We start from the raw sequence: 25204 nt of genomic DNA on the forward strand, positions 1-25204 counted from the left end.
TTCTCAATGTGTACCAAAGCGCAAATAGGCAGGATGGAAAGTCTGCAAAAGTAAGTTAGATAGCTCAGTATTGACCTGCCAACTAGCTGAATGATGAATTGCTGACAGCAAAAGTGTAATGCAGTCAATTAGCTCATTCAAAGTGTATACAGTCCTAATTAAAACAAGCTCAACAGCAACGGAAGGTCTTATAAGCTGCTTGTGCGCCCGCCATCGACGGGCACGTTGATGCCCGTGATGTAGGCCGCCGCGCCAGAGGCTAGAAACGCTACGGCCGCTGCTACCTCTTCGGCCTGCCCAAAGCGGCCAGTTGGAATTAGCATCCGCATGGTAGCTTCTATTTCAGAAGTGGCTTGCCCAGTCTGCGCTGCTTTCTTTTCGATGAGGGAGGTGTGGCGTTGGGTAACGGTGGCGCCCGGTAGCACGTTGTTTACAGTAATACCGTATGGGCCTAGCTCGTTGGCTAAAGTTTTGGCCCAGCTGGCTACGGCACCCCGAATGGTATTAGAAACTCCTAGGCCTGGCAGCGGCTGTTTCACCGAAGTGCTGATAATGTTGATGATACGCCCGCGCTTGCGTTGTTGCATGGCGGGCACCACAGCCTGGGCCAGCAGATGGTTGCAGATAAGATGCTGCTCGAAGGCGGCTCGGAAAGCCTCGATGGATGCCTCGAGAATGGGGCCACCCGCGGGGCCACCGGTGTTATTAACGAGTATATCAAAGCCTACTGGATGCGCAGACAGATATTCTTGCAGGCGTTGTGCTAGGATAGCAGGTTTGGAGAAGTCGGCGACTAAATAGTCGTGGGCTTGACCCCGGGGCGTAGGTAGAGCAGTCGCAACCTCGCGCAGGCGGATTTCGTCGCGGGCTAGCAGCGTAACGGTGACTCCCAGGCGAGCTAACTCTACAGCTACGGCCCGGCCAATGCCTTGGGTACTACCGCCGACTAGGGCACGTTGGGAAAAAAGGTTGAAATCCACAAGATTGATAGCTGAGTGAAAGGTCAAAACTAAGTAAAATACCTGCCTGAGAACTGTACAAGCTTGGCTCACCTGCTTATTGTCAAAACCTGCGCACTAGAGATTCGTGCAGCTTTTGCGTAAGTTCGGCCACGCTGCCTTGCATTTGGCTAGCCTATTTTTTCTCACCCAACTACCCTTCGTTATGGCTGTTGCCCGTCCTTTCAACTTCCAAAAGTGGATTGATGAACACCGGCACTTGCTCAAGCCGCCCGTTGGTAATCAGCAAGTTTTCAAAGACAACCAGGATTTTATTGTAATGGTAGTTGGCGGACCTAATGCTCGCAAAGATTATCACTTCGATGAGGGCGAAGAATTGTTTTTACAGATCGAGGGCGACATCGTAGTGAAGATCATTGAGGACGGCAAGCCAGTGGACATCGAAATAAAAGCCGGGGAAATGTTCCTGCTACCACCGCGGGTACCACACTCACCCCGTCGCCCAGCGGGTTCGGTGGGGCTGGTCCTAGAGCGCTACCGCACAGCTGGCGAGTTGGATGGCTTCCAATGGTACTGCGAAAACTGTGGCAACAAGCTGCATGAAGAATTTGCTGAAATCACGGACATCGTGAGTCAACTGCCGCCCATCATGAACGCTTTTTGGCAAGATGAGCAGAAACGCACGTGCCAGGTATGTGGTACCGTAATGCCGCCGCCCGCACCGGTAACCTCATAATCAATGCGGGTATATTACCTGCTGCTACTCATTGTTGGGCTGGCAGCACTGCTCATGTTTCAGGATCGGCGCTGGAAGCCGCTAGAGGTTTTTGGTTCAGACCCTGGCGGTTATTATGTGTACCTCCCGTCTGTTTTCGTGTACCACAATTTAGCCCGCGCCGACTCTCTCGTAGCTCTACAGCAGAAATACAAACCGGGCTCGGAAGTAAATATTGGGCTAGTTGCACTGCCACATGGCGGTTACATTACAAAGTATCCGCTAGGAGTGGCCTTGGCCGATGTGCCGTGGTTTCTGGGGGCGCACTTTTATGCCGGCCAAGCTGGGTACCCGCAGGATGGTTTTGCGCGCCCCTACCAGCAAATTATTATGGTAGCTGGTTTAGCGCACGCCCTGCTCGGATTACTGGTGCTGGCCCAGCTGCTGCGCCGCTACTTCGACGACCGTACCACCACGTGGACCCTAGCCGCCGTGGGGCTGGGCACCAACCTATTCTGTTATGCTAGTTTGGAGGCAGCTATGGCTCATGCACCACTATTTTTGTGGCAAGCTGCGCTACTTTATTGCACCGCCCGTTGGTTCGAAACGTTTCGGCTACGCTTTATAATGGGCATCGGTCTGTTCCTGGGACTGGCCGTTCTTACGCGCCCTACCGAAATCCTCTATGTACTGGTGCCATTGCTTTGGGGCATCAGTTCCAGCGTAGAGCTTCGGCGCCGGCCGGCGTTGTGGTGGAGCTACAGAGGACAGTTACTGCTGGCTGGGTTGCTGTTTGGCGCGGTGGTAGGATTGCAATTGCTGTTTTGGCATGAGGCCACCGGGCACTGGCTGCTCTACACGTACCAGCACGAACAATTTGACTTCGCGCATCCGCATCTGTTAGAGGGACTGTTCAGTTTCCGCAAGGGGTGGCTGTTGTATACGCCTCTGGCGGGTGTGGCGCTGTTAGGAATCGGGTTGGGACTGCGCCGGCAACTTGTGGTAGCGTGGCTACCCGTTTTGACGACGGTAATACTGGTCGTATACGTTACCTTTAGCTGGGAGCAATGGTGGTACGGCGGCGGCTTCAGTGCGCGGCCGCTCATCAGCCTCTACCCACTACTGGCCCTGGCCCTGGCGAGCCTATTGGTACAAGCAAGAGTACACAGCCCTACTCGCTACGGGCTTTTGCGCGGGGTGCTAATACTAGGTATTCTGTTGAACCTGTGGCAAACGTGGCAATACGGTGCCGGTACTTTGCAATGGGATAATACCACGGCCAAAAGCTACTTTGGCAATTTCTTCACGCTCAAATACTAACTAGCCTTACCAGGCCGCTTTTCACCTGTGCTTAGCGTCGATATTCACACCCACATTCTGCCGGAGCGGTGGCCTGACCTGCGCGAACGGTACGGCTATGGCGGCTTTATCCGGCTGGAGCACCACAAGCCTTGTTGCGCCCGCATGATGCAGGACGACAAGTTTTTCCGCGAGATTCAAGACAATTGCTGGGACCCGCAGGTGCGCATGCGGGAGTACGACCAGTTTGGAGTGCAGGTGCAAGTGCTGAGCACCGTGCCCGTGATGTTCAGCTACTGGGCTAAACCGTTGGATGTGCTGGATCTGAGCCAGTTGCTTAATGACCATATCGCCGATGTGGTGCGGCGTTATCCTACGCGCTTTGTAGGCCTGGGCACCCTACCGATGCAGGCCCCTAATATGGCCGTGCGAGAGTTGGAACGCTGCATGAAAATTGGGTTGGCCGGCATTCAGATAGGCTCTCACATCAACGATTGGAACCTCGATGCGCCGGAACTCTTCGAGGTGTTTGCGGCCGCTGAGGAGCTGGGCGCTTGCGTATTCATTCATCCCTGGGACATGATGGCCCAGCAGAAAATGCCCAAGTATTGGCTGCCCTGGCTGGTGGGTATGCCGGCCGAAAGCACCTTGGCTCTCTGCTCTTTGGTGTTTGGCGGCGTATTAGAACGGCTGCCTAAGCTACGTGTAGCTGTGGCTCATGGCGGCGGTACCTTCGCCAGCACCATTGGCCGCATCGAGCACGGTTTCCAGGTGCGCCCCGATCTATGCGCCGTCGATAACAACGTGAACCCGCGCGAGTATCTGGGCCGGTTTTGGGTTGACTCGCTGGTTCACGATCCGCTGATGCTCGACTACCTGGTAAAGACCCTAGGCGCCGATAAAATTACGCTGGGCACTGATTATCCTTTTCCGCTAGGAGAGATGACACCCGGAGAATTGATTAAATCTATGCCTTTTAGCGACGACGTGAAAGCCCAAATGCTGGGGCAAAATGCCTTGGATTGGTTGGGCCTGCACAAGCCAGAAGTGGCCCAAATTCTGGCGGGTCGATAGCCATTGGGCCATCTATCTTTGCCTTTGATGAGCACTACCACTTTTGAGCCCACTTCGGATTTCGCTGCCCAGCTTGATGCGCAAGACTCGTTGCGCTGCTTCCGCTCCCGTTTCCACATTCCACTGGGCCCCGATGGTCGAGAGAGTGTGTATTTGTGCGGTAATTCGCTGGGGTTGCTGCCGAAAGCAGCCCGTGCAGCCGTTGAGCAGGAATTTGAAGGCTGGGAACGGCTAGGAGTGGAAGGGCATTTTCATGGTACTTCGCCCTGGATGCATTACCACGAAACCCTAACCGATGCTACGGCCCGCCTAGTGGGTGCCAAACCGGTGGAAGTGGTGGTGATGAACAACCTGACCACCAACCTGCACTTGCTCCTAATTTCGTTCTACCGTCCTACGGCTAGCCGCTATAAAGTGCTGATGGAAGGCGGCGCGTTTCCGTCGGACCAGTACGCGCTGGAAAGCCAGGTGAAATTGCACGGCTACACTCCCGAAGATGCTATTGTAGAATTAGTGCCTCGGCCGGGCGAGCATACCCTACGTACAGAAGATATTGAGGCTAAAATCGAGGAGCTAGGCGATTCACTGGCGACCATTATTATAGGTGGCGTGAATTACTATACAGGTCAGGCTTTTGATATGGCGGCTATTACCCAGGCGGGGCACGCCGTAGGCGCTACCGTGGGCTTCGATTTAGCTCATGCCGCCGGCAACCTGGAATTGCACCTGCACGAGTGGGACGTGGATTTTGCTTGCTGGTGCACTTATAAATATCTCAATTCTGGCCCCGGCGGCACGAGCGGAGTGTACGTACACGAGCGGTTCGCCAACCGGCCCGACTTGCCGCGCCTGGCGGGGTGGTGGGGCCACGACCCGTCCGACCGGTTTCAGATGAAAAAAGGCTTTCGACCCATGCATGGTGCGGCGGGCTGGCAGCTTTCCAACGCCCAAATCTTTCCAATGGCCATTCACCGAGCTGCCTTGGCCTTGGTAGAAGAAGCTGGAGGTATGGCCGTGCTACGCCGCAAAAGTGAGCAGCTCACGGCCTACCTGGAGTTCTTAATTCGGGGACTGGACCTGCCTGCCACGACGCTCGAAATCATTACGCCGCCGGACCCGGCGGCGCGTGGCTGCCAGTTGTCGGTGCTGGTGCACCAAAAGGGGCGGGAGCTATTCGACTTTTTGGCGGTGCAAGGCATTGTTGCCGACTGGCGTGAGCCCAACGTTATTCGGCTGGCGCCGGTGCCGCTCTACAACTCGTTTCAGGATGTACAGCGTGTAGGAGCAGCGCTGGCAGAATCGGCCCGTCAGTAGGCAGGTAATAAGTTTGATCTGTTTCCGGTCTTTCCATTACCTCAGGCTAAATAAACTACAATACTTAAGTTAACGTGAGGTGCTAAGTAGGGATTCCGGCCGTTGGATATCGTGTAACATTTCGGGCATCATTTCTTAGATGGCGCTGTTTTCCGTTGTACTACCGACCTTCGATGGTTTACTTTTTGATTTCAGCGCCATGCCTGAAGAGTACGCGGAGAAAATGAGCCGCAAAACCCTGCCTGAACTGCTCCTCTACGTGCGCAACCGCGCCGAGTACCGGGAGGATGCCGTGCTGGCCGCTCTCGACGAGCTAGATCGGCGGGGGCAGCAGCAGCCCGAAGCCGCCAGCATTCGGGCGGAGTTGCAGCCCTTAGTGGAGCAGCAGCGGCAAGCGCAGCAGACTCGAGCAGCCGATACTGTGCAGCCGGTAGCAACGGATGGCGTGCCCCTATTGCCGACGGCAGCCGAAGGGCCCGCACTTTACTCTCCGGGAACCATCGTGCTGTTTTCGATGCTGTTTTCCTTTCTGGCTGGTGGCATCCTGATGGTGCTCAATATGTTCCGGCTAAAGGAGTCAGGCAAAGCCATCCGGCTTGTGCTATTTATTGTGGGGTTTTTGCTGGCTGCCAAGTATGGCTTGGAGTGGCTAATGACATCGTACGGCCAGCAAATGCAAATTTTCAGCGTGGCCGTTAACCTGATAGCCATATTGGCTTATTTGCTTTACTTCTGGCCCCGCTACGTTGGCCCGCGGCCTTACGTGAGTCGGCAATGGTTGCCGGCTATGCTCATTTGCCTTGTCATTATGTTGGTGATCTGGCGGTTAGCGGCAACCCATCTCCCTGGTATGGTTCAATAATTCAGCCTGCCTCGTGCCTCTAACGTTGCTTGATTTGCCTGATGCGGAGGTGTTGCTCGACCCGCAGTTTCTTGCGCCTTCCGTTGCCGTTTCTCTGCTAGCCGAACTCACCGAAACGATTGCCTGGCAGCAAGAGCCCGTTATTCTTTTCGGTAAGGAAGTAATGCAGCCGCGTCTCACGGCCTGGCACGGCGACCCTGCGGCGCGTTATCAGTATTCTGGCCTTGCATTAGAGCCGCAACCTTGGGTGCCGGCATTGCAGCAGTTGCGGCAGCAGGTAGAAGCGGCTACCGGCACCACATTCAATAGCGTCCTGCTCAATCTCTACCGCACTGGCCAAGACAGCATGGGTTGGCACGCCGACAACGAGCCGGAGCTAGGCCCCACACCTAGTATTGCGTCCGTGAGCCTCGGGCACACCCGTCGGTTTCGGCTGCGCCCCCGCGACCCGCACCGCACGCCGCACGAGCCGGTTTCGTTGGATCTGACGGGCGGGAGCCTGCTCGTAATGCGCGGCCCTACGCAGCAGCGCTGGCTGCACGCCGTGCCTAAAACCGCACGTCCCGTTGGGCCGCGCCTCAACCTGACGTTCCGCTACATTGTGCCTCGCTAGGTTCCAGTGGCTTTACAGCAGAAGCACATCAATGCGGTGGGCGTGCACCATGCTCAACTCTTCGCACCAAGAAAATACCGTGAAGTAACCATCCTGCGATGCTACCAGGGCCAACGAGTCGTGCTGGTCGTGCACAAACTGGGCGGCGGCTAAGTGCCGGGTGCCACCATTCTGGGCCGGGTGTATTTTCTGCGCCTCATTGCCCACCACTGGTTCCGTTACGACGAGCTGCTCTACCGGCGCGCCGTCGGCGGCGCGGGTTACTTTCGCGCCAAAAGCCAGTAAATGATACTCCTGCGTGATAACGGTGGCTCCATCTACGGCCGTAAAGCCACCCACAATGTCAATGGCGTGCAATAAAGCTTGTTGCCATTCGAGGCTGTTTTTGTTCTGGTTCTTTTGGCGCAGTAAGTCCGCGATGTTCGTGTAAGAGGGTACTACCTCGTAGCTCATGGGCTGCACAATGGATGCCTGCCACTGCTCGGAATCTGGAGGCACTACCAGGACCAAGCCACCACGGCCGTGGGCGCGCATGGCGGCGGCCAACTCCACCAAGATGTTGTCAGCGTCATCGTCGGGCGGAAGCAGCAATTCCAGCAACGAGCTGCGAAGCGGAGGCTGGTCAGCGGCGCCTAGGTTGTCCTCGTCTACCACCTGGATTTGGTCGCCCCGCAAGATGGCCACGTTGATGAACTTACCGAACCCATCGGCCCGGCGGTGCTTGATTACCAGCAAGCCGGGTTCCACGACTTCCAGCACGAAGCACAACGGCGGCACGTTTGTGATGGAGCCCCATACGTACAAGCCTTCCTGATCGTGCCACACACCTAAGTGAGTGCCCGGCTGCTCTACGGCCGGAGCCAACTTGATGAGATTCTGCGGCGTGAGTCGCCGCCGATGCCCAAATACCAGGGGCTGAGCGGTATGGCTGGGCGGCAGCAGAACCAGGGATATTTTGGGTGGTCGCCCTTCTTCCCGGCGCAGGCTAGCCCAGAAAGCAGCATCAATAATAGCTTCAGTAACGGCCGTTGCCGGTAGCGGCGCCAGCAGCGGGTCGTCGCCGCGCTGGCTGGCTGCCATCTGGTGCTGCGCAAAGTGCGCTTCAATGGCGGGAGCCACCATGCGGGCCGCTAAGTAGGTGGGTTCGGAGAGCATAGATCGAGGGGCCATTAGTAGGCGGCGCAAATTACATCTACCTAGCTGGTAAGCCGTGCTTCCCCAAAAACAACAAAGGCCAGCTTCGTGAAGAAGCTGGCCTTTATTGTTAGCACAGAGCGTTGTTGCTCAACTAGCGAGCAAGATCTACTTAACGTCAATCAGCAAGCCCAAATAGCCAATACGGCCAATACTAGGGCCACCGTACACTTGCACGTTGGTGCTGTTGAAGAGGTTGGAAACGCCCGCCTGCACCGTCGCAAACGCCTTGGGCAGTGCGTATCCTAGGTAGGCATCAACGGTGCGGTAGTCATTGATGCGGCCGGTGGCGAACTGCGTTTCTTGCAAGTGGCCCTGCACCCAGCGGTAATTCACGCTGTAGCGGAAGGCAGAGCCCACAAGACCTTCGGCGCCTACGTTGTACTTGTGCTTAGGCGTGTTGAAGAACGTTTGGAAGCCCTTGGGCAAATCCGAATCGTCGAGCACGTTCAGCGTGTAGTTGCCCGTCAGGTGTAGGGCCCGCGTGGCGTAGTAGGTGAGGCCGGCGGCAGTGCCTTGGGTGCGGAGCGTACGGTTGTTGTTGTAGAACACGTACATGAGGCGCGTAGATTGGCCGGGGCCAAAGTTGGCCAACTGGCCTGCGCCTAATTGCAGCGGGGTAGGCCGGCTGCCATCCACGTTGCCGATGAAGGGCGAACCGCCGATGAAATCTTGGTAGTAGTTGAGGTAGTAATTGACGTCGAGGTAAAGCTTGGGGGCCACGAGGCCTTTGTAGCCTACTTCAAACGTGTTTACGCGCTCCAGCTTGAGCCGCTCGGCATTGAATTCAAACGACGAGAGCGGCACGCCCGGTGCGCCAAGCGGCACCCCGTCGGGGTTGGAAACGGTGTAGCCCTGGTAGCCGCTGCCGAGGTTGCCGCGCAGAAAAATGGAGGCGCCATCTACCTGCGAGTACTGCTCTACCTGCGAGGGGCTGCGGAAGGCGCTGCCGTAGCTGGCGCGGAAGTTATGCTGCTTGTCGGCGCCCAGCGTGAACACGGCCGACGCGCGCGGCGACACGGCGGGGTCGAAGTTCTTGAAATTGTCGACCCGAGCGGCTAGCGCCAGCTTTAGGTGGTCGTCGAGGAGCTGTTGGGTGAGCTGTGCATAGCCGCCGTACTCGTAGTTGTGGATGCGCTGGCCGTCGGCTTCAGGCACGAAGAACCGCCCGCTGTTGTCGAGGCGATATTCGCGGTAGGCGGCGCCGGCCGTCAGTTCCATGCCTGTCAACAGCCGGAAGCTATACTGGCCGCTCACGTCGTTCAGAAACGAATTAAACCCTATGCGCGCACCCTGCGTGAGGTCGTTACTGCCTTGCAACTGCTTGCGCAGAGTGGCGAAACGTGGGTCGGAAGGCTTGAGTTGGAAGTTGCCCGCCGCCGCCTGCGCCAAGGCCAATGCCTGGTCGGGGTTGGCGCCAGCGCCTCGGGCTTGCTTGTAGGCTTCGTTATACGCCACGAAATACGTTTGCGCGTAGCTGGCTTGGCTGCCTTCGGCAGTAGGCGACAATTGCAGGTTGTTGCCCAGGAAGATTAAGTCGTAGGAGTCTTTGCTGAAATCTTCGGTGGAGTAGGCCCGCAAAAAGCCGCGGGTGTTTTTCAGCTCGGCGCGGTACTGGTTCACACCCAGACCCTTCGCCCGAATGCGCGACAAGTTCTGGTAGATAGAAGAGCCTTCCGCGCGCTTTACTTCTACGGTGGCCTTCAGGTCGTTTTTGATGAGGTACGACAAGCTGCCCTGCACTCGGTAGCCCCGCGTATGGTCGTCATTGCCTAGCATCTCGGTTTCCGTAAAGCCAGGCATGTACACCGTTTTGCCGTAGAGCTCCGGGCTTACTTCGAAGACACCGGGCACGTTCTGGGCCGGCGAGTACGTATTAGGGACCTCACCGTAGCGGTTCACGGCATCGTAGCCGAGCGGCGAACCGGCGGTATTGCGCGAGAAGGGGCCGGTGTCATAGTTGCGCGCCAGCCATTCTTTGGCCGTGAAATAGCTGCCATTAACCTTGATGGCCCACTTGTCGCCCAGCTTTTTGGCGTAGCGCAACTGGCCGTCCAGGAAGCTTCGCTCGCCGCCCCGCAAGCGCGCGCTCAGGCCCTCGTACACGTAAGGGTCTTTGGAATTGAAGAGCACTACGCCGCTCAACGCGTTGGAACCGTACAGAGCCGAAGCCGGCCCGTGAATGATTTCTACGCTCTCCAAGTCCAGCTCCGGAATACCTACCAGGTTGCCAGGGCTGAAATTGAGCGTGGGCAGCTGCATATCGGCATAGTCGATGAGCTGAATGAGGCGCTCCGACTTGGCCGTATTAAAGCCGCGGGTACTTACGCTCGTAAACAACAAAGCGGCCGAGCTTACGTCCACGCCCTTGTAGTGGCTTAGACCGTTGAGAACCTCCGGCGTCGAAATCTTCTCTATCTGGCGCGTCGAGAGCTTTTCCACCGTTACGGGGGCGCGCAAGATGTTTTCTTCCACCCGCGACGCCGATACGACGGTTTCGTTCAGCAGCGTGGCGCTCTGCGTCAAGCCAACGCTCAGCGCATTGTCGGCTTGCGGCACTACCACTTCGCGGGTATCGTAGCCCACGTAGGAGACGACCAGCGTGACGGGCCCGTTCGTGAAGTCCAGCGCCAGGCTGAATCGGCCTTGGGCGTCGGTGCTCGTGCCAATAAAGCTGCCTTTGATGAAGACCGTGGCGCCGGGTAGGCTTTCGCCGTTATCGGTTAGAATGGTGCCAGCAACAGATTTTTCGGGCGTGTCTGGGGTGGTGAGAGTTGCGGCAGCGTGAGTCGCTTTTCGCGGTTGTCTGCCCCCTAGCGGAGCGGCGTTGGCCGGCGTTAGTTGGTGAGCTAGTAGGGCCGCCAGTAGAGGCGGGTAAACGTGTTTCATTGGGCAATAGGTGAGAAGTAGCAGGTCGGAAGGCTACAAACCTAGGCTCAACAAAAGGAAAGCTTGGCACTATTCGTTGAAAGTCATATAACAGCGGGTATAAGGTGTGAAAGATGCGACGAAAGGTTTACTGAAAATGTCATATGTTGTTTGCGGCGTCTACTTACAGGATGCTTTCCGAAAGTAGCAGAAGGGTATTCTCACTGCTTTTGCACGGGTTGTCCGTTGGTAGAAGCGGCCACGAAAAACGCCGCCCCCCAATTCAGGGAGGCGGCGTCAGGCCGAGCGGCAGGCAGTATGATTTATGATTACTTGATATCCACTAGCAAGCCGACGAATACCAGCCGACCAATGCTAGGGCCGCCGTACACTTGGGTGTTGTTGGAGTCGAGCAGGTTGGAGCCCCCAGCCTGCACGGTGGTAGACAGATTGGAAATGGCATAACCAACGTAGGCGTCCAATGAGCTGTAGTCGGCGAGTTGGCCCACCGCGAAAGGCGTTTCGTAGAGGTGGCCCTCGGCCCAGCGGTAGTTTACGGCGTAGTTCAGATTGCGCGCCACTACGCCGTTGGCGCCCACGTTGTATTTGTGCTTGGGCGTGTTGAAAAACGTTTGGAAACCTTCGGGAAGGTTGCCACGGTCCAGCACGTTAAGTGAATAATTCGCCGTGAGCGTAAGGGGCAGCACCGCGTTGTAGCTCGCACCGATTGCGGCACCTTGCGTACGCACTTTCTGGCTGGCATTGGTCCACACCTGCAATACGCGGGTCGAGGAGGTCGGCTCCTGGAAGGGTGGGCGGGAAGTGGGCACCTGAGCCCGCGCCAATTCCGCGCCGAGTTGCTGGGCCGTGGGACGACTACCGTCGCGGTTGCCAATGAAGCGTTGAGCGCCAATAAAATCATCGTAGAAAGAGCGGAAGTAGTTGACGTCGACGACCAGCTTTCCGCCCAGCGTGCCTTTATAACCGACCTCGTAGGTACTCAAACGCTCCAGCTTCAGGGCGGCGGCGTTGTATTCAAAGGGCTCTAATACAGCCGGATTCGTTTGCGCGCCCACAATGGTAGCCGGTGTCGCTACATCGGTGCGGTAGCCCTGAAACCCGTTGTCTACGTTACCCAGCAAAACTATTTGACCCACATCGAGGCGGATGAATTGGTCGAGCTGAGTGGGCGAGCGGAAGGCCCGGCCGTAGGAAGCACGGAAGTTGTGCTGCTTGCTGGCACCCGCCGAGTATACCACCGAGGCGCGAGGCGAGAAAGCAGGGTCGAAGTTCTTGAACTCGTCGACGCGGCCAGCTACGGCTAGCTTCAGACGCTCCTCAAACAGCTTCTGCGTGAGCTGCGCGTAGCCACCCAGTTCGTGGTTTTGGATTCGGGCATCATCGTCGGCAAACAAATTGCCTTTCGAGCCGAGCCGGAATTTGCGGTACGCGGCCCCCACAATGAGGTCGGTGCTTTCCGTGAGCAAAAAGTTGTACTGCGCGTTGCCTTCATTGAGCAGTGAGCTAGGATTCACGCGCGCCCCGCGGCCCGGAGTAGCATCGGTCGCAATGCGGCTGCGCAGTTCCTTAAAACGCTCATCGGAAGGGCGCAGCTGAGTGGCGTTAGCGGCCTGCTGGGCTTGCTCGTAGGAACCAGTAGAGGCGTACGTAAGAAGATAAGTGCGGAAATAGGTCTGCGCGTACGTTAGGCCCGTGCCATCAGATGCAACGGGTGAGTTCTGGATGAAAGCACCCAGGAAGTTCATATCGTACGTGTCGGCGCCGTAGTCCTGCACCGATTGGCCCCGTAGGAACCAGCGCGTCCCTTTGATTTCGCCGTGGTATTGGTTGACACCAAAGTTCTTGAACCGGTAACGGTCGCTGCTCTGGTAGGTGGCCGTGCCGCGCGAGTAATTACCACTCACCGTCATCTTGACGTTGTCGGTAAGCAGATACGATATTGTGGGCTGAATACGGATGGTACGCGCTTTATCGTCGTCGGCCACCACTTCCTGCTCCGTGAAACCGGGCATGAATACCGTGCGGCCCCGCAGGCCTTCTGGTACAGTCGCGCCCGTGCCAAACGTGTTGCCTACATCGCCGTAACGGTTCACGGCATCGTAGCCAAACGGTACGCCTTCGGGATTGTTGCGGCGCTCGATTAGCGTGCTGGTAGCGTCGTAGTTGCTAGCCAGCCAGTCGTCGGCCGTCAGGTAGGAACCCACCACTTTGAAGGCAAACCTATCTCCCAGCTTTTTGGCGTAGCGCAACTGGCCATCGAAATAGCTCCGCTGCCCGCCGCGTACGCGCACGCTCAGGCCCTCACTCACGAAAGGGTCTTTGGAGTTGATGAGCAATACGCCGTTGAAAGCGTTGGCACCGTAGAGAGCCGAGGCCGGGCCGTGGATCACCTCTATACTTTCCACATCCAACTCTGGAATACCCAGTAGGTTGCCCGAGTTCACGTTTAGGCTCGGCGACTGCGTGTCGAAATAGTCGTTGAGTTGGATCAGGCGCTCCGACTTGCCGGAGTTGAAGCCGCGCGTACTCAGCGAATTCATCAGCAAGCTGCTGCTGTTCACGTCAATGCCCTTGTAGTGGCTTAGGGCTACTTGCAGGTCGGGAGTTGGCACACGTTCCACTTGTTGGGTATTGAGCTTTTCCACCGTCACGGGGACTTGCTGAATACCTTCTTCCACGCGGGAAGCCGAGGCAACTACCTCGTTGGTGAGCGTAGCGTTGAGCTTCAGTGTCACCTGTACCGCGTTGTCGGGCTGCCGCAGGGCTACTTCCCGCGTTTCATAGCCCACAAACGACACCGACAACACTACCGGAGGGGCAGAAAAGTCGGCCCGCAGCTCAAATTTGCCTTCCCGGTCGGTGCTGCTCCCAATGAAGGTGCCTTTGATAAAAACCGTGGCGCCGGGTAGTGGCTCGCCCGTATCGGTTTGCACCACGCCGCTCACGTTCAAGGCCTCTTGTGCTCGTGCCGACCCAGCGCTCAGCAGTAAAAGCAGCAAGGAAAGAAACAGGGAGTAAGGTATTCTCATATCAAAGCAAAAAGTGAGGTAATAAAATGACGGTGTGCAGAGCAGAACATCCTGCAAAAGTATCAGGTGTGAAGCACAACAAAAAGGCTGCACAAGCTTTTGAGTATCATAAGTTTATTAATAACAATAAGAAAAGGAGCATTTTTAATATTGAAAAGGGGGCAACACTCAGGTTGTAACCTTCTGCGGTAGTGAGCTGTTAAAGGCTGCCGCGCACAAAAAAACCGCCCGTAGGCGGTCTGTTAGCAACGCAAAAAGTCTAGCTTAGCGGCTAGAATGAATTAGTAGCGGATGTCGGGGTGGCCGTACAGTTGTTGGCAGTCACCATCGCCGAGCACGAAGTCGCCAACGCGAAAAAGGTAGGGGAACTGAGGTTTCAGCGCCAGCACTACAACTGGCGGTAGCACCGCGACTGGTGGCTTGGCCAAGCTAGCTTCGGGAGTAGAAAGAGGCATAGAAAAGGGGTTCTGGTGGAAGCAGTAAGGAACCAGAGAGTAAGCCGAGAAAGAGAGTGAAGTTGTCAGCATATGCATTCTGTCTCTTTTTGAATTCAGGTACGAAACTTCTGCCTCAATCGGATTCACCGTTCAATATATCTAGTGAAAAATTCAAATTTATTTCATCGGCGTTGTACTTGTCTTGATTTTAGTTGAACTGATGAATTTACCCCGACTAACGGGTGCGTATACCAGACGGAACCTTACCACGGTATCTTCCGGATAATCTATTGTCAACCCTTAGCTTCGCCGTAGTTCTCCCTCTGTCCTCCCACCATGTCTGTCCCTGCCGCCCGATTTCCCTCACCCACCGAATCAGTAACACTCATGGGAGCCGGACTGGTTGGCTCGCTGCTGGCCTTGTACCTGGCCCGGCGCGGCCACGTGGTCGACGTTTTCGAGCGTCGTTCTGACCCGCGGCTGGTGGGTCCGGTAGAAGGAAGGTCTATCAATCTGGCGCTATCGGACAGGGGCTGGCGGGCGCTGGAAGGAGTGGGCATCGGCGACGAAATCCGGCGCGTGGCTATTCCCATGTATCAGCGCATCATGCACGATGTGCACGGGCAGCTCACCTACCAGCCCTACGGCCAAGACAACCAAGCCATTTACTCCGTGTCGCGGGCGGGCCTGAACCGTACATTGCTAGAGTTGGCCGAAGCTGAGCCGGGTGTAACGCTGCACTTCAACCAGCAATGTCTGCACGTGGGCTTGCGCGAGCGGGAACTGCACCTGCGCGACGCGGCCACTGGTGAGGAGCAAGTGCAGTCTTTCCAGCGGTTGTTCGGCACCGACGGAGCCTTTTCGGCGGTGCGCGGCGCCATGCAAAAAACCGACCGTTTCAACTACTCGCAAAGCTATTTGGAGTACGGCTATAAGGAGCTGAACATCGCGCCCGGTGCTGATGGCACGTGGCAGCTGGAGAAACACGCGCTGCACATCTGGCCCCGTGGCCAATACATGATGATTGCGCTGCCCAACCTCGACGGCTCCTTCACTTGCACGCTCTTCTTTCCTTATGAAGGTTCACACTCCTTTGCGGCGTTGCAAACGCCAGCGCAAGTGGAGCAGTTCTTCGCCGAAGTATTCCCGGATGCCGCGCCCCTCATGCCCGAACTCACGGACGACTTCTTCCAAAACCCCACCGGCTCGCTCGTAACGGTACGCTGCTTCCCTTGGGCTTTTGACGATGACGTGCTGCTGCTCGGCGACGCCTCGCACGCCATCGTGCCTTTCTACGGACAAGGCATGAATGCTGGCTTCGAAGACTGCACCGTGCTCAGCCAGCTTCTCGACCAACACGGCCCCGATTGGCATACCATCTTCCAGGAGTTTCAGCGGCAGCGCAAGCCCAACGCGGACGCCATGGCCGACCTCGCCATCTACAACTTCGAGGAGATGCGCGACCGGGTAGCCGACCCGCGCTTCCTGCTCCAAAAGAAAATCGAAAGCAAAATCTCGGCCCAGTACCCCGACCAGTGGCTGCCGCTCTACTCGCAAGTCACCTTCTCCCCGGACACGCCCTACGCCGATGCCTGGGCCAATGGACAACGGCAGGAACGTATCATGCGCCGCTTGATGAAGCATATCCAGTCCGAAGCCGACTACGACCAGCCAGCCGTGCAGGAACTAGTGCGCAAGGAGATGAGTGAAGAAAGTTGCTAGTGCGTAGTGTGGCGAGTAGCGTGGAACAGGATGCCTTCCACCTCCCTTAATAAACTGTGGCGAGTAGTTAAAAACGAAAACTGCCGACTCCTAAAGCTACAGCCGCGCCTAATGCCAAGCCAGCTGCTACTTGGGCGCGAGTGTGAGCTTGTAGCTTCAAACGCGCCCATGCCACGGCTCCAGCCAGCGCCAGCACAGCTAGCAACCACACCCAGCCAGTAGTGCCCCAGAGCCGTTCGGTCAGCAGTAGCCAGCCCAAAAGGCCCACTGCGCCGCCCATTCCTGCGCCGTGCGCGCTGATTTTCCACCACAACGTGATAAGCGCCGTCAGCAGCGCCGCCGCAGTCATGCCAAAAAATAGCTGGCCTAGCAAGCCACCGTGCGGCGTCTGGCATACCAGCACCGTAGCGCCTGCAAAACAGGCAGCCGCCAGCAGTAGCGGCACGGGGCGCTGCCGTCGCTCGGCCAATTCTACCGACGTCACAACACCCGCCCACGACAATAGCCCAATGACGGCGGCCGGCAGCACAAAGGTGAGGGCCCAGACTTGCAGCAGCAGAGTTGGGCGCAGCATGGCGCCAATGGGCAAGCCCATACCCGGCGGCAGGCCATAACCCAGCAGCACCAGCAGGTAAGACGGTACCAGCAGCGGGTGGAACAGCACCGATAGCAGCGTGGCCAGTTGCTTACTCAATGAGTGAATGTTGGAATGAGTGGATGAGTGAATAGTTGGAGGCCGTAAAAAATCGTTGCACGACATTCACTCATCCACTCATTCCAACATTCACTCATTGTTTATAACTCCTTGCGCAGGCGGGCTACCGGAATGTTGAGCTGCTCGCGGTACTTGGCCACCGTGCGGCGGGCAATGTTGTAGCCACGGGCATTGAGCATTTTTTCCAGCTTGTCGTCGCTCAGGGGCCGGTCTTTCTTTTCGCCTTCGATGATTTCCTTTAGAATGTGCTTCACCTCGCGGCTGCTGGCATCTTCGCCCGAGTCGGTGGCAATGCCTTCGGAGAAGAAGTACTTGAGCGGATAGATGCCGAACTCGGTCTGCACCGATTTGGAATTGGCCACCCGGCTCACGGTACTGATGTCCATGCCGATTTCTTGGGCTATGTCCTTCAGAATCATGGGGCGAAGCTTGCTTTCGTCACCCTCGGCGAAGAACTCGCGCTGGTAGCGCACAATGGCGTCCATGGTGCGCAGCAGCGTGTTCTGGCGCTGCCGGATGGCATCGATGAACCACTTGGCCGAATCCAGCTTCTGCTTCACGAACGTTACGGCTTCCTTCAGCTTCTTGTCCTTCTTGGCGCCCTTGTCGTAAGCCCGGAACATTTCCGTGTAGGCCGGCGACACGCGCAGATCTGGGGCGTTGCGCGAGTTCAGCGTGAGGTTGAACACGCCGTTGTCGTTAGTCAGGATGAAGTCGGGGATGATGTACTGCACCTTACCCATACCCACCGGGCCGGTGCCGCCGGGTTTGGGATTGAGCTTTAGAATCAGCGCAATGGCTTCCTTCAGCTCCTCATCTTCCAGGTCGAGACGCTGCTGAATGCGCGGATAGTGCTTCTTAGTAAACTCGTCGAAGGTCTCGTTCAGAATCCGTTCCGCGTGCTCCGTTACGTCGTCCTGCGGGCGGCGCTCAAGTTGGAGCAGCAGGCATTCTTGCAAGTCGCGGGCCGCGATGCCGGGCGGATCGAAGCTTTGAATTACGTGCAGCACCGCCTCAATTTCGGGCACCGTCGCTTCAATATTCTGCGCGAAAGCCAGGTCGTTGGCAATGGCCGACAAGTCGCGGCGAATGTAGCCGTCGCCATCAATGGAGCCGATGAGCTGGCGGCCAATGGCTTCTTGCTTCTCGTCGAGGTTGGCAAAGCCGAGCTGGTCGAGCAAGTTGTCGATGAGCGAGCCGCTGGTATCGGCCAGGGGCATTTCCCGGTCGTCTTCGTCCTCACCGGGACCGTCGCCCTGCATTTTGTAGCCGGCTATCTCGTCGTCGTTGAGGTAGTCGCTCAAGTCCAGATCATCGGCGCTTTCCGATTCTTTCTGGTCCGTTGGCTCTTCTTTGGTGGGCAGTTCTATTTCCGGTTGCTCCTCGCCGCGCTCGTCGAAATCCTCTTCCAGCGTATTATCTGGGTTATCGAATTCCGAATCGGGGTCATCGAAATCATCGGCCTCGTCCGAGTCGTCGCGCTCTTGGTCCTCGTATTCTTCGTCGGCGTCGTCGCCTTCTTCCAATGCCGGATTTGCCTCCAACTCCTCTTTGATGCGAGCTTCGAGCTCCACCGTCGGGATTTGCAGCAGCTTAATAAATTGTATCTGTTGGGGTGACAGCTTCTGCGAGAGAAGCTGCTTCATGTCCAGTCGTTGCATACTCTCAGAAACGCAGCGGCCCCGCCGAAAAGGAGCGGGGCGTTTAAGCCAAAGGTAGGGCTTTCTCTACTCCGGGAGAAGGCAAAATGTTGGCAAAGCTTCGGCCCCGATTATCTTGCCTCAGTCATTGGTATTTGAGGCTGGACTTGTCCGGACCCCAACGTTAGCGAAGAGTAACCAACTGTTATTTTACCTCTCTTTTTACCACACGCTATGTACAGCGAACTATCTGCCCTTCGCATCTGGGCCTTGCTGCCCACTACGCTGCCACCAGTTCAGTTGGTTGGTGAACCGGAAGTGCAGGATTTTATGGCCTGGACCAGTGAGCTACCAGTTGAGGCGGCTCATGAAGTTCTGACGGAGCTAGCCGACTTCCTGCCAACGGTGGAAGTAGCACAGGCTTCGGTGCTGGCGCTCTGCTGCGGGGCGTTGGTAGAGCAGAGTGGCGGCCCGGAGGTAGCTTTTCCGGCGCTACTGCTGCATTTCCTGCGCCTCAAGGAGCTTTTCGACACTGAGACGGACGAGACAGAAGTACCGGAGGGCGCGTGGCGGTTCACTATCATGGGCTTAATGGCCATGCTGTGCCGTTCGGCAGCCAATCGGCGGCAGCTTCAGCAGCAGCCGGGCTTGGCGGAGTGGCTGGAAGAGTACAATGACGTTTCTGGCCACTTCTACTACCTCAGCGGCATGTTGCAAGTGAGCGACGAGGAAAGCCTATACGTCCTCTTCCCGGAATATGGAACGGGGCTGGAAGTAAGCATCAGCCAGGTAAATAACGGATTCCACTTGCTCACGCTGCTTCAGCCATTGGTGCTTCAGCAAGCCGCCGCCCTAGGTCTGCAACATACCTACGAGCCTGTTGATGAGGAGTTGATAAAACTGGCTTCCGGCGACACTACGGCTGTTCCAGAAAAAGACGGCCTAGATGCCGCTCTATTCGGGTGGCTGAACGCCTTGGCCTACCAAGGTGGACCGCTGGACTCGTTGCAGTTGGTGTGGGGCGAGATGCCCGTCCGAAACCTGCCCCGCGTGCACAACCGGGTGGTGCTCCTAGCCACCGAAGACGAAGCCAAGATCAACCGCAGCTGGGATGGCGGTTTTTTCACCATCCTGCACGATGCCCACCGCCCAAAGGTGCAGTTCCGGCGCGTGCTGGCTCCTGCCGAAGTAGCCGACGTCCTAGCCGCCATTCACCCATCCGTAGCGCCGCCACTGCCAGCACCTCCAGTTCCTTCGGCTCCACGGTCGTGGTGGCAGCGGCTGCTGGGCGCTAAATGAGGGAATGGCCGCGTTTCTCTCCCTAGCCAAAAGCTCTACCTTTGCGAACAGTACTTGCTTATCTACAAGAAGAACACAATCTCTCTGATGTCTGACCTCCGAAAAACCAGCGTGCAGGACTTGCTCCGCAGCACTGAGCTGGACCGCGAAGTGCTAGTGAAAGGCTGGGTGCGCACCCGCCGCGGCAACAAATACGTGCAGTTCATTGCCCTCAACGATGGCTCAGGCTTCAACTCCATTCAGGTAGTAGCCGATGCCGAGAAGTTTCCGGAGGAAAAGCTGAAAGCCGATGGCGTCGAAAACGGTGCCGCTATTGCCGTGCGCGGCAAGCTGGTTGCCTCGCAGGGTAAAGGCCAGACGGTAGAAATTCAAGCCGAGCACATTGAGGTGTATGGCTCCGCCGACCCTACTACCTATCCGCTTCAGAAGAAAGGCCACTCGCTGGAATTTCTGCGCGAAATAGCCCACCTACGTCCCCGCACCAACACGTTTGGGGCGGTACTGCGCATCCGGCACGCCATGTCATTTGCCATCCACCAATATTTCAACGACCACGGCTTCTTCTACGTCCACACGCCCATCATCACGGGTTCCGATGCTGAAGGAGCCGGCCAGATGTTCCGCGTAACCACGCTGCCCGAGCAAAACCCACCGCTCGACGAAGCCGGCAAGGTCGATTACAAGCAGGATTTCTTCGGTAAAGCCACCAACCTCACCGTATCGGGGCAGCTCGAAGGCGAGGTGGCGGCTATGGCGCTGGGCAAGATTTACACTTTCGGCCCCACGTTCCGGGCCGAGAATTCCAACACCGCCCGCCACTTAGCCGAGTTCTGGATGATAGAGCCCGAAATGGCTTTCTATGACTTGCAGGACAACATGGACCTGGCCGAGGATTTCCTCCGCAGCCTCGTCCGCTACGCCCTGCAGCACTGCCCCGACGACCTACAATTCCTCAACGACCAGTACGATAAGGAACTGCTGAATCGTCTGCGTTTCGTGGTTGACAACGAGTTCCAGCGCCTCACCTACACGGAGGCGGTTGAAATCCTGAAATCGGCCAAGCAGAAGTTCGAGTTTCCGGTAGACTGGGGCACCGACTTGCAATCGGAGCACGAGCGGTACTTGGTGGAGAAGCACTTCAAAAAGCCCGTCATCCTCACCAACTACCCCAAGGAAATCAAGGCTTTCTACATGAAGCTGGACGAGGATGGCCGCACCGTACGCGCCATGGACGTGCTCTTCCCCGGCATCGGCGAAATCATCGGAGGCTCGCAGCGCGAAGAGGACTTACAGAAGCTCACCACTCGCATGGCTGAAATGCACGTGCCCGAAGAAGACCTCTGGTGGTACCTGGAGCTTCGCAAATTCGGTACGGCCCCGCACGCCGGCTTCGGCCTGGGCTTCGAGCGCCTCATCCTCTTCATCACCGGCATGAGCAACATCCGGGACGTAATTCCTTTCCCCCGCTTCCCCAAAAGCGCAGAGTTCTAGACCACGGATTCTCGCTGATTCCACGGATGATTATCAATACAACACAATACAACAGGCGGCCCTATAAGGCCGCCTGTTGTATTGATAACATATTGCTTAGCAGTAGTTCCGTAATTCCTTGTCATCCACGGCATCTAGCGCGTCGAGCCGCAGTTCGAACCCATCGGCAAGGCGGAGGTATTCCACTTTTTCCTTGATGAACAAGTCCTGAATGACGCCGTGGTAGGTGCTCGGCGGCGTGTCGAGCTCGGTACGGTAGGTGAGCGTGCAGGATTGGCCGGTGGTGGCGCGAGCCTCTAGTTCATCCTAGAAGCTACAGCTGATAGGTTGGGAAGAAGAATCTGGCATGGCGCAAGCGGAGTGGTATAGGCCTGGTACGCTATTTAAACTCAACTAGGTTGTGCTTTTGTACTCACGCATGAAGGCTATGCTTAAAAGAAACCGTGCAATAACAGTAGTAATTTATCGCTCTCGGTCAGACAGGTACAGTGCATCATCGTGGACGGCCTGTAGTAAATCCCGGTTTTGCGCGGCGGCTTTGCGAGCTATCTGCTCAACCCATTCAGGTGTGGCGAGTATCTGCTTCTCAATTCTTTGGGTGCGGAGGCTGTCTTCGGCTGTGCGAGGGACATAGAGATTAAATGCATCATCAAGAAAGCCAAAGCCAAGCTGATACAAATTTTGCTCCGTAGCCAGCAGAATCACGATGTCCCGGGCCGCATACTGTTCTCGTAAGTTTAACTCATGAACAGTCCGGCTCTCAGGCGTCTTTTCAGGCCAGAATATGTACTGGTTATAGCTCCAGTAACGCGAACGAGGATCTAGCAGCTTGTCATAATACGGGTAGAATCCGTACAGGCTCTGTGCAAAACTATCACCTATGATAAGTACATTGGGTTTATACTTGTTTCTGATATGATTGGTGGCAAACAAGACCTTGGGGTAATACATCGGATAAGGAGGGATATCCCACACCAGATTGGTTACTCCACCTAGGTCATTATCGGTGAAACGTAACTCTTCTGCTCTTTTGCAAACAGTGCCTCGACGCTGCTCGAAATCTGGCAAATCATACCCCGTAAGCGTCTCAACACGCCGGAAGAGTGTATCAGCCAACAATGCCACTGAGTAACCACTCCAGTGGGTTCCTGTACGAGGAAATAGAGGGTACTGCACAGTGTCTTTCCAGCGTAGCATCAGGTGAGCAGCATCCAACACCTCTACGCCTCCTTCCGACAGCCGCTGCGCTAGTACATCTAGGTTAGAAGAGCGAAGTGGCAGCACATTTGCGCAAGAGTCAGGTAAATGCTCTGGCAATATTCGGGCCTTGCCGGGAGCTAGCACCAATAGTAGTTGCGTGCCATGCGCCCGCAAAGTGTCCTGCATTCGTCGGACTCGCCGAACCCGAAAATTGATTTCATCATCTCCAATAAAGTCTCTTGCCAAATAGGAATTAATGGATACCAATTGATAGAGTTGCTGGTCGCGACCAAGCACTACCATCTTGTTCCTAATCATCCCTAAGAGGGAGTAGCTCCATTGATTATAAGTACGAATGAGCCACTCCCGAAACCCTAATCGGTCATCTGTATATTTTTCTATGCCAGCTTGGTAGGTGTTATCAAATAATGATTCTTCGTTCAGGTCAGGAAGTGGAGCTCGATCATCGAAGCCCTCTAATGGGCGCACCGTTGCCAAATGAAATTCTGATTGCAGTGCGGGAAGCACCAGCATAACCAGCAGGCAAAAAAGGAAAACGCGTTTCAACAGCATAGTTGGTACTGATGAGGCAGTGGTAGCAAAGGTGACATCATATGAAGTAGAAGATATTGCTACACGACCCGATCACAGAGTAGTCTAGCGATGGATGATGGAGGCGACGCGTGTGCGTATGGTGGTCCGTCCAACAGGCAAAATAGTGGAAGGATGTGTCTAGAAACGAAAATAGATGAACGGGTTGAATGAGCTACCAATAATGGCGCCGGCACTAAGGATAAGCAGAACTGCCGTTATCAGCGTGAGCCCGAAAGCACGCGGTAAGGCTAGCTTCTCGCCAAATAATAGGCTTACTTCCCAGCGTTCCACACGTGGCAAAGCGGCCATAAACGAGAAGAGAGTAGCTAGGAGTAGCGTGTACCAGAATTCGTTGCTGAAGTAGGGAAGTTGGGTAGGCTCAGTGCTGAACATTCTGCCTATCCACGTCAAGGCAGCCGATAAGCTCTCGGCGCGGAAGAGAACCCAGCCTACTACCGTAATTAAGAAGGTGGGAACGATACTGAATGCCCCAATCTTTTGGTAAATCTTGAGTAGAAACAGCCGGTCCAGAATCAGAAACAAACCGTGGAAGGCGCCCCATACAATGAAGTTCCAGGCGGCTCCGTGCCAAAAGCCTGATAAGATAAACACGGTCCACAGGTTGATGTAGAGCCGGCTAGGTTTCACCCGGTTGCCGCCAAGTGGAATGTAGAGGTAGTCGCGCATCCAGCGGCCTAGCGTAATATGCCAGCGTTGCCAGAACTCGGTGATAGAGCGTGAGATGTAGGGGTTGTTGAAGTTCTCGGGAAACTGAAAGCCCATGATACGGCCCAGGCCGATAGCCATATCGGAGTAGCCGGAGAAGTCGAAGTAGATCTGAAAGGTGTAGGCCACCGCGCCAAGCCAAGCCAGCGGGGCTGATACCTCGGCAGGGTTCATGCCGAAGATACGGTCTGCTTCCAGGCCCAGCACATTGGCGATGAGCACCTTCTTGGCCAAGCCAACACCAAAGCGGAACAAACCAGCTAACTTCTGATCCACCGTATCGAAGGCGCGACGGTCGGTGAGTTGGCTGGCTATTTCGTGGAAGCGCACGATAGGCCCGGCAATCATCTTGGGGAAAAGCATGATGTAGAGCATGAAGTCCCAGAAGGAGCGCAAGGGCTTGTTGACGCCGCGGTAGACGTCGATGGTATAAGTCAGCTTTTCGAAAGTGAAGAAAGAGATACCGATGGGCAGCACCACCTTTTCCCATTCCAGCGGATTATAGCCGCTGGCCGTGCGCACGGCACTCACATTCTCCAGGAAGAAGTTGGCGTACTTGAAGTAGAAGAGCATGGCCACGTTGATGACAATGCTCATAATAAGGTAGATCCGCTTTTGCCAACCCTCGGCCTTATCCATGAAGCGGATGAGCACGAAGTTGACCACGACGGAGGCCAGAAACAGGGCCAGGAAATTGAGGCCACCCCAGGCGTAGAAGGCGATGCTGGCTATCAGCGCTACGGCATTCTTGAAGCGGGTAGGCGTTAGGAAATAGAGCAGCAGGAAACCCGGCAGGAAATAAAACAGGAAGAGCGTACTGCTGAAGACCATGCAGAAGAAATGAACAGGCTGGATAAACGGTCAAAAATAAGGCATTACTTGTTCAGATAACGAAAAAACGCCAGCCCTTTTCAGGACTGGCGTCTCGCATCATACCTCAGCGCAAAACCTAGTGCTTGCCTTTGCCGTGGCCTTTACCGTTGCCGTTGCCGGGGTGGCCGCCGTATAGCTTCTTGGCCTGGCCGGGCGGCAGGCCCTTGCCATTTTCAAGACGCTTCACTTGGCCGGGCGGCAGGCTCGCCGGGTATTTAGTGCGGTGTTGACCAATCAGGGTCCAGGGTTGAGCACCTACGTAGTCGATGGCTACCGGGTGCAGGGAAGCGGGTGAATAGCCGGTGAGCGTAGCAGTGCGCAGCCATTTGCCGTCGCGCTCCACTAGGTAGCGCTGCTCGCGCAGGTCGTAGTAGCCGCCATATTCGGGTACGTAGTAGTACTGGGTGCCAGCCGGCACGGCCGGGCCCCAGCTGGGCGGCGTGACGATAACCTGGGCTTGGGCGGATGTCGCGGCGGACAGGGAGAGGGCGAGCAGGCTGGCGAAGGCGAATGTTGAGAGGCGTTTCATGGGAGTGAGAAAAGGTGAGAAAATGAGGTG

General features: G+C 56.3%; 19 protein-coding genes. 9 read left to right on the forward strand and 10 right to left on the reverse strand.

The window, feature by feature from the left end:
• Positions 1-188: 188 nt before the first annotated feature.
• Complete coding sequence (locus ACYSMN_RS22485) at positions 189-980, reverse strand: SDR family oxidoreductase (RefSeq protein WP_488926171.1); 792 nt, start codon at positions 978-980, stop codon at positions 189-191.
• A gap of 184 nt (positions 981-1164) precedes the next feature.
• On the opposite strand from ACYSMN_RS22485, the gene ACYSMN_RS22490 reads away from it, so the two are divergent.
• The 6 genes from ACYSMN_RS22490 (at position 1165) to ACYSMN_RS22515 (ending at position 6836) form a co-directional block, all read left to right on the forward strand.
• The gene (locus ACYSMN_RS22490) at positions 1165-1695 is read left to right on the forward strand and encodes a 3-hydroxyanthranilate 3,4-dioxygenase (protein WP_488926172.1); all 531 of its coding nucleotides are present in this window, start codon (positions 1165-1167) and stop codon (positions 1693-1695) included.
• Between the two features lie 3 nt (positions 1696-1698).
• Positions 1699-2994, forward strand: coding sequence for a hypothetical protein (locus tag ACYSMN_RS22495; RefSeq protein ID WP_488926173.1), 1296 nt, complete (start codon positions 1699-1701; stop codon positions 2992-2994).
• 27 nt (positions 2995-3021) lie between these two features.
• On the forward strand, positions 3022-4047 hold the full coding sequence (locus ACYSMN_RS22500) for an amidohydrolase family protein (protein WP_488926174.1): 1026 nt from the start codon (positions 3022-3024) through the stop codon (positions 4045-4047).
• Between the two features lie 27 nt (positions 4048-4074).
• Positions 4075-5361 (forward strand): kynureninase, encoded by a 1287-nt coding sequence (gene kynU / locus ACYSMN_RS22505; RefSeq protein ID WP_488926175.1) that lies wholly within the window; start codon positions 4075-4077, stop codon positions 5359-5361.
• A gap of 139 nt (positions 5362-5500) precedes the next feature.
• Entirely contained in the window at positions 5501-6223 is a 723-nt protein-coding gene (locus tag ACYSMN_RS22510; protein WP_488926176.1) for a hypothetical protein, read from the forward strand.
• A gap of 13 nt (positions 6224-6236) precedes the next feature.
• On the forward strand, positions 6237-6836 hold the full coding sequence (locus tag ACYSMN_RS22515) for an alpha-ketoglutarate-dependent dioxygenase AlkB family protein (RefSeq protein WP_488926177.1): 600 nt from the start codon (positions 6237-6239) through the stop codon (positions 6834-6836).
• Positions 6837-6848: 12 nt separating this feature from the next.
• Here ACYSMN_RS22515 and ACYSMN_RS22520 read toward each other — a convergent pair whose 3' ends face one another.
• The 4 genes from ACYSMN_RS22520 to ACYSMN_RS22535 form a co-directional block, all read right to left on the reverse strand.
• Complete coding sequence (locus ACYSMN_RS22520; RefSeq protein ID WP_488926178.1) at positions 6849-7991, reverse strand: putative sensor domain DACNV-containing protein; 1143 nt, start codon at positions 7989-7991, stop codon at positions 6849-6851.
• Between the two features lie 147 nt (positions 7992-8138).
• Complete coding sequence (locus ACYSMN_RS22525) at positions 8139-10919, reverse strand: TonB-dependent receptor (RefSeq protein ID WP_488926179.1); 2781 nt, start codon at positions 10917-10919, stop codon at positions 8139-8141.
• 308 nt (positions 10920-11227) lie between these two features.
• Complete coding sequence (locus ACYSMN_RS22530; protein ID WP_488926180.1) at positions 11228-13948, reverse strand: TonB-dependent receptor; 2721 nt, start codon at positions 13946-13948, stop codon at positions 11228-11230.
• A gap of 281 nt (positions 13949-14229) precedes the next feature.
• On the reverse strand, positions 14230-14403 hold the full coding sequence (locus tag ACYSMN_RS22535; protein WP_488926181.1) for a hypothetical protein: 174 nt from the start codon (positions 14401-14403) through the stop codon (positions 14230-14232).
• A 318-nt stretch (positions 14404-14721) separates the two neighbouring features.
• Here ACYSMN_RS22535 and ACYSMN_RS22540 point away from each other — a divergent pair, with 318 nt between their 5' ends.
• Positions 14722-16107 (forward strand): FAD-dependent oxidoreductase, encoded by a 1386-nt coding sequence (locus tag ACYSMN_RS22540; RefSeq protein WP_488926182.1) that lies wholly within the window; start codon positions 14722-14724, stop codon positions 16105-16107.
• A gap of 67 nt (positions 16108-16174) precedes the next feature.
• Here ACYSMN_RS22540 and ACYSMN_RS22545 read toward each other — a convergent pair whose 3' ends face one another.
• Both ACYSMN_RS22545 and rpoN read right to left on the reverse strand, forming a co-directional pair.
• Entirely contained in the window at positions 16175-16801 is a 627-nt protein-coding gene (locus ACYSMN_RS22545; protein ID WP_488926183.1) for a hypothetical protein, read from the reverse strand.
• Positions 16802-16902: 101 nt separating this feature from the next.
• Positions 16903-18483: an RNA polymerase factor sigma-54 gene (gene rpoN, locus ACYSMN_RS22550; protein ID WP_488926184.1), complete on the reverse strand. Its 1581-nt coding sequence runs from the start codon at positions 18481-18483 to the stop codon at positions 16903-16905.
• 213 nt (positions 18484-18696) lie between these two features.
• Between rpoN and ACYSMN_RS22555 the strand changes: the two genes are divergently transcribed.
• Complete coding sequence (locus ACYSMN_RS22555; RefSeq protein WP_488926185.1) at positions 18697-19761, forward strand: hypothetical protein; 1065 nt, start codon at positions 18697-18699, stop codon at positions 19759-19761.
• A gap of 87 nt (positions 19762-19848) precedes the next feature.
• Positions 19849-21252: an asparagine--tRNA ligase gene (gene asnS / locus ACYSMN_RS22560; protein ID WP_488926186.1), complete on the forward strand. Its 1404-nt coding sequence runs from the start codon at positions 19849-19851 to the stop codon at positions 21250-21252.
• A gap of 462 nt (positions 21253-21714) precedes the next feature.
• Here asnS and ACYSMN_RS22565 read toward each other — a convergent pair whose 3' ends face one another.
• The 3 genes from ACYSMN_RS22565 to ACYSMN_RS22575 form a co-directional block, all read right to left on the reverse strand.
• Positions 21715-23025: an alginate O-acetyltransferase AlgX-related protein gene (locus ACYSMN_RS22565; RefSeq protein WP_488926187.1), complete on the reverse strand. Its 1311-nt coding sequence runs from the start codon at positions 23023-23025 to the stop codon at positions 21715-21717.
• A gap of 159 nt (positions 23026-23184) precedes the next feature.
• Positions 23185-24603 (reverse strand): MBOAT family O-acyltransferase, encoded by a 1419-nt coding sequence (locus tag ACYSMN_RS22570; RefSeq protein ID WP_488926188.1) that lies wholly within the window; start codon positions 24601-24603, stop codon positions 23185-23187.
• 118 nt (positions 24604-24721) lie between these two features.
• Positions 24722-25174 (reverse strand): hypothetical protein, encoded by a 453-nt coding sequence (locus tag ACYSMN_RS22575; RefSeq protein ID WP_488926189.1) that lies wholly within the window; start codon positions 25172-25174, stop codon positions 24722-24724.
• Between the last annotated feature and the right edge of the window lie 30 nt (positions 25175-25204).

It is taken from the genome of Hymenobacter sp. M1-2 (genome assembly GCF_057808495.1).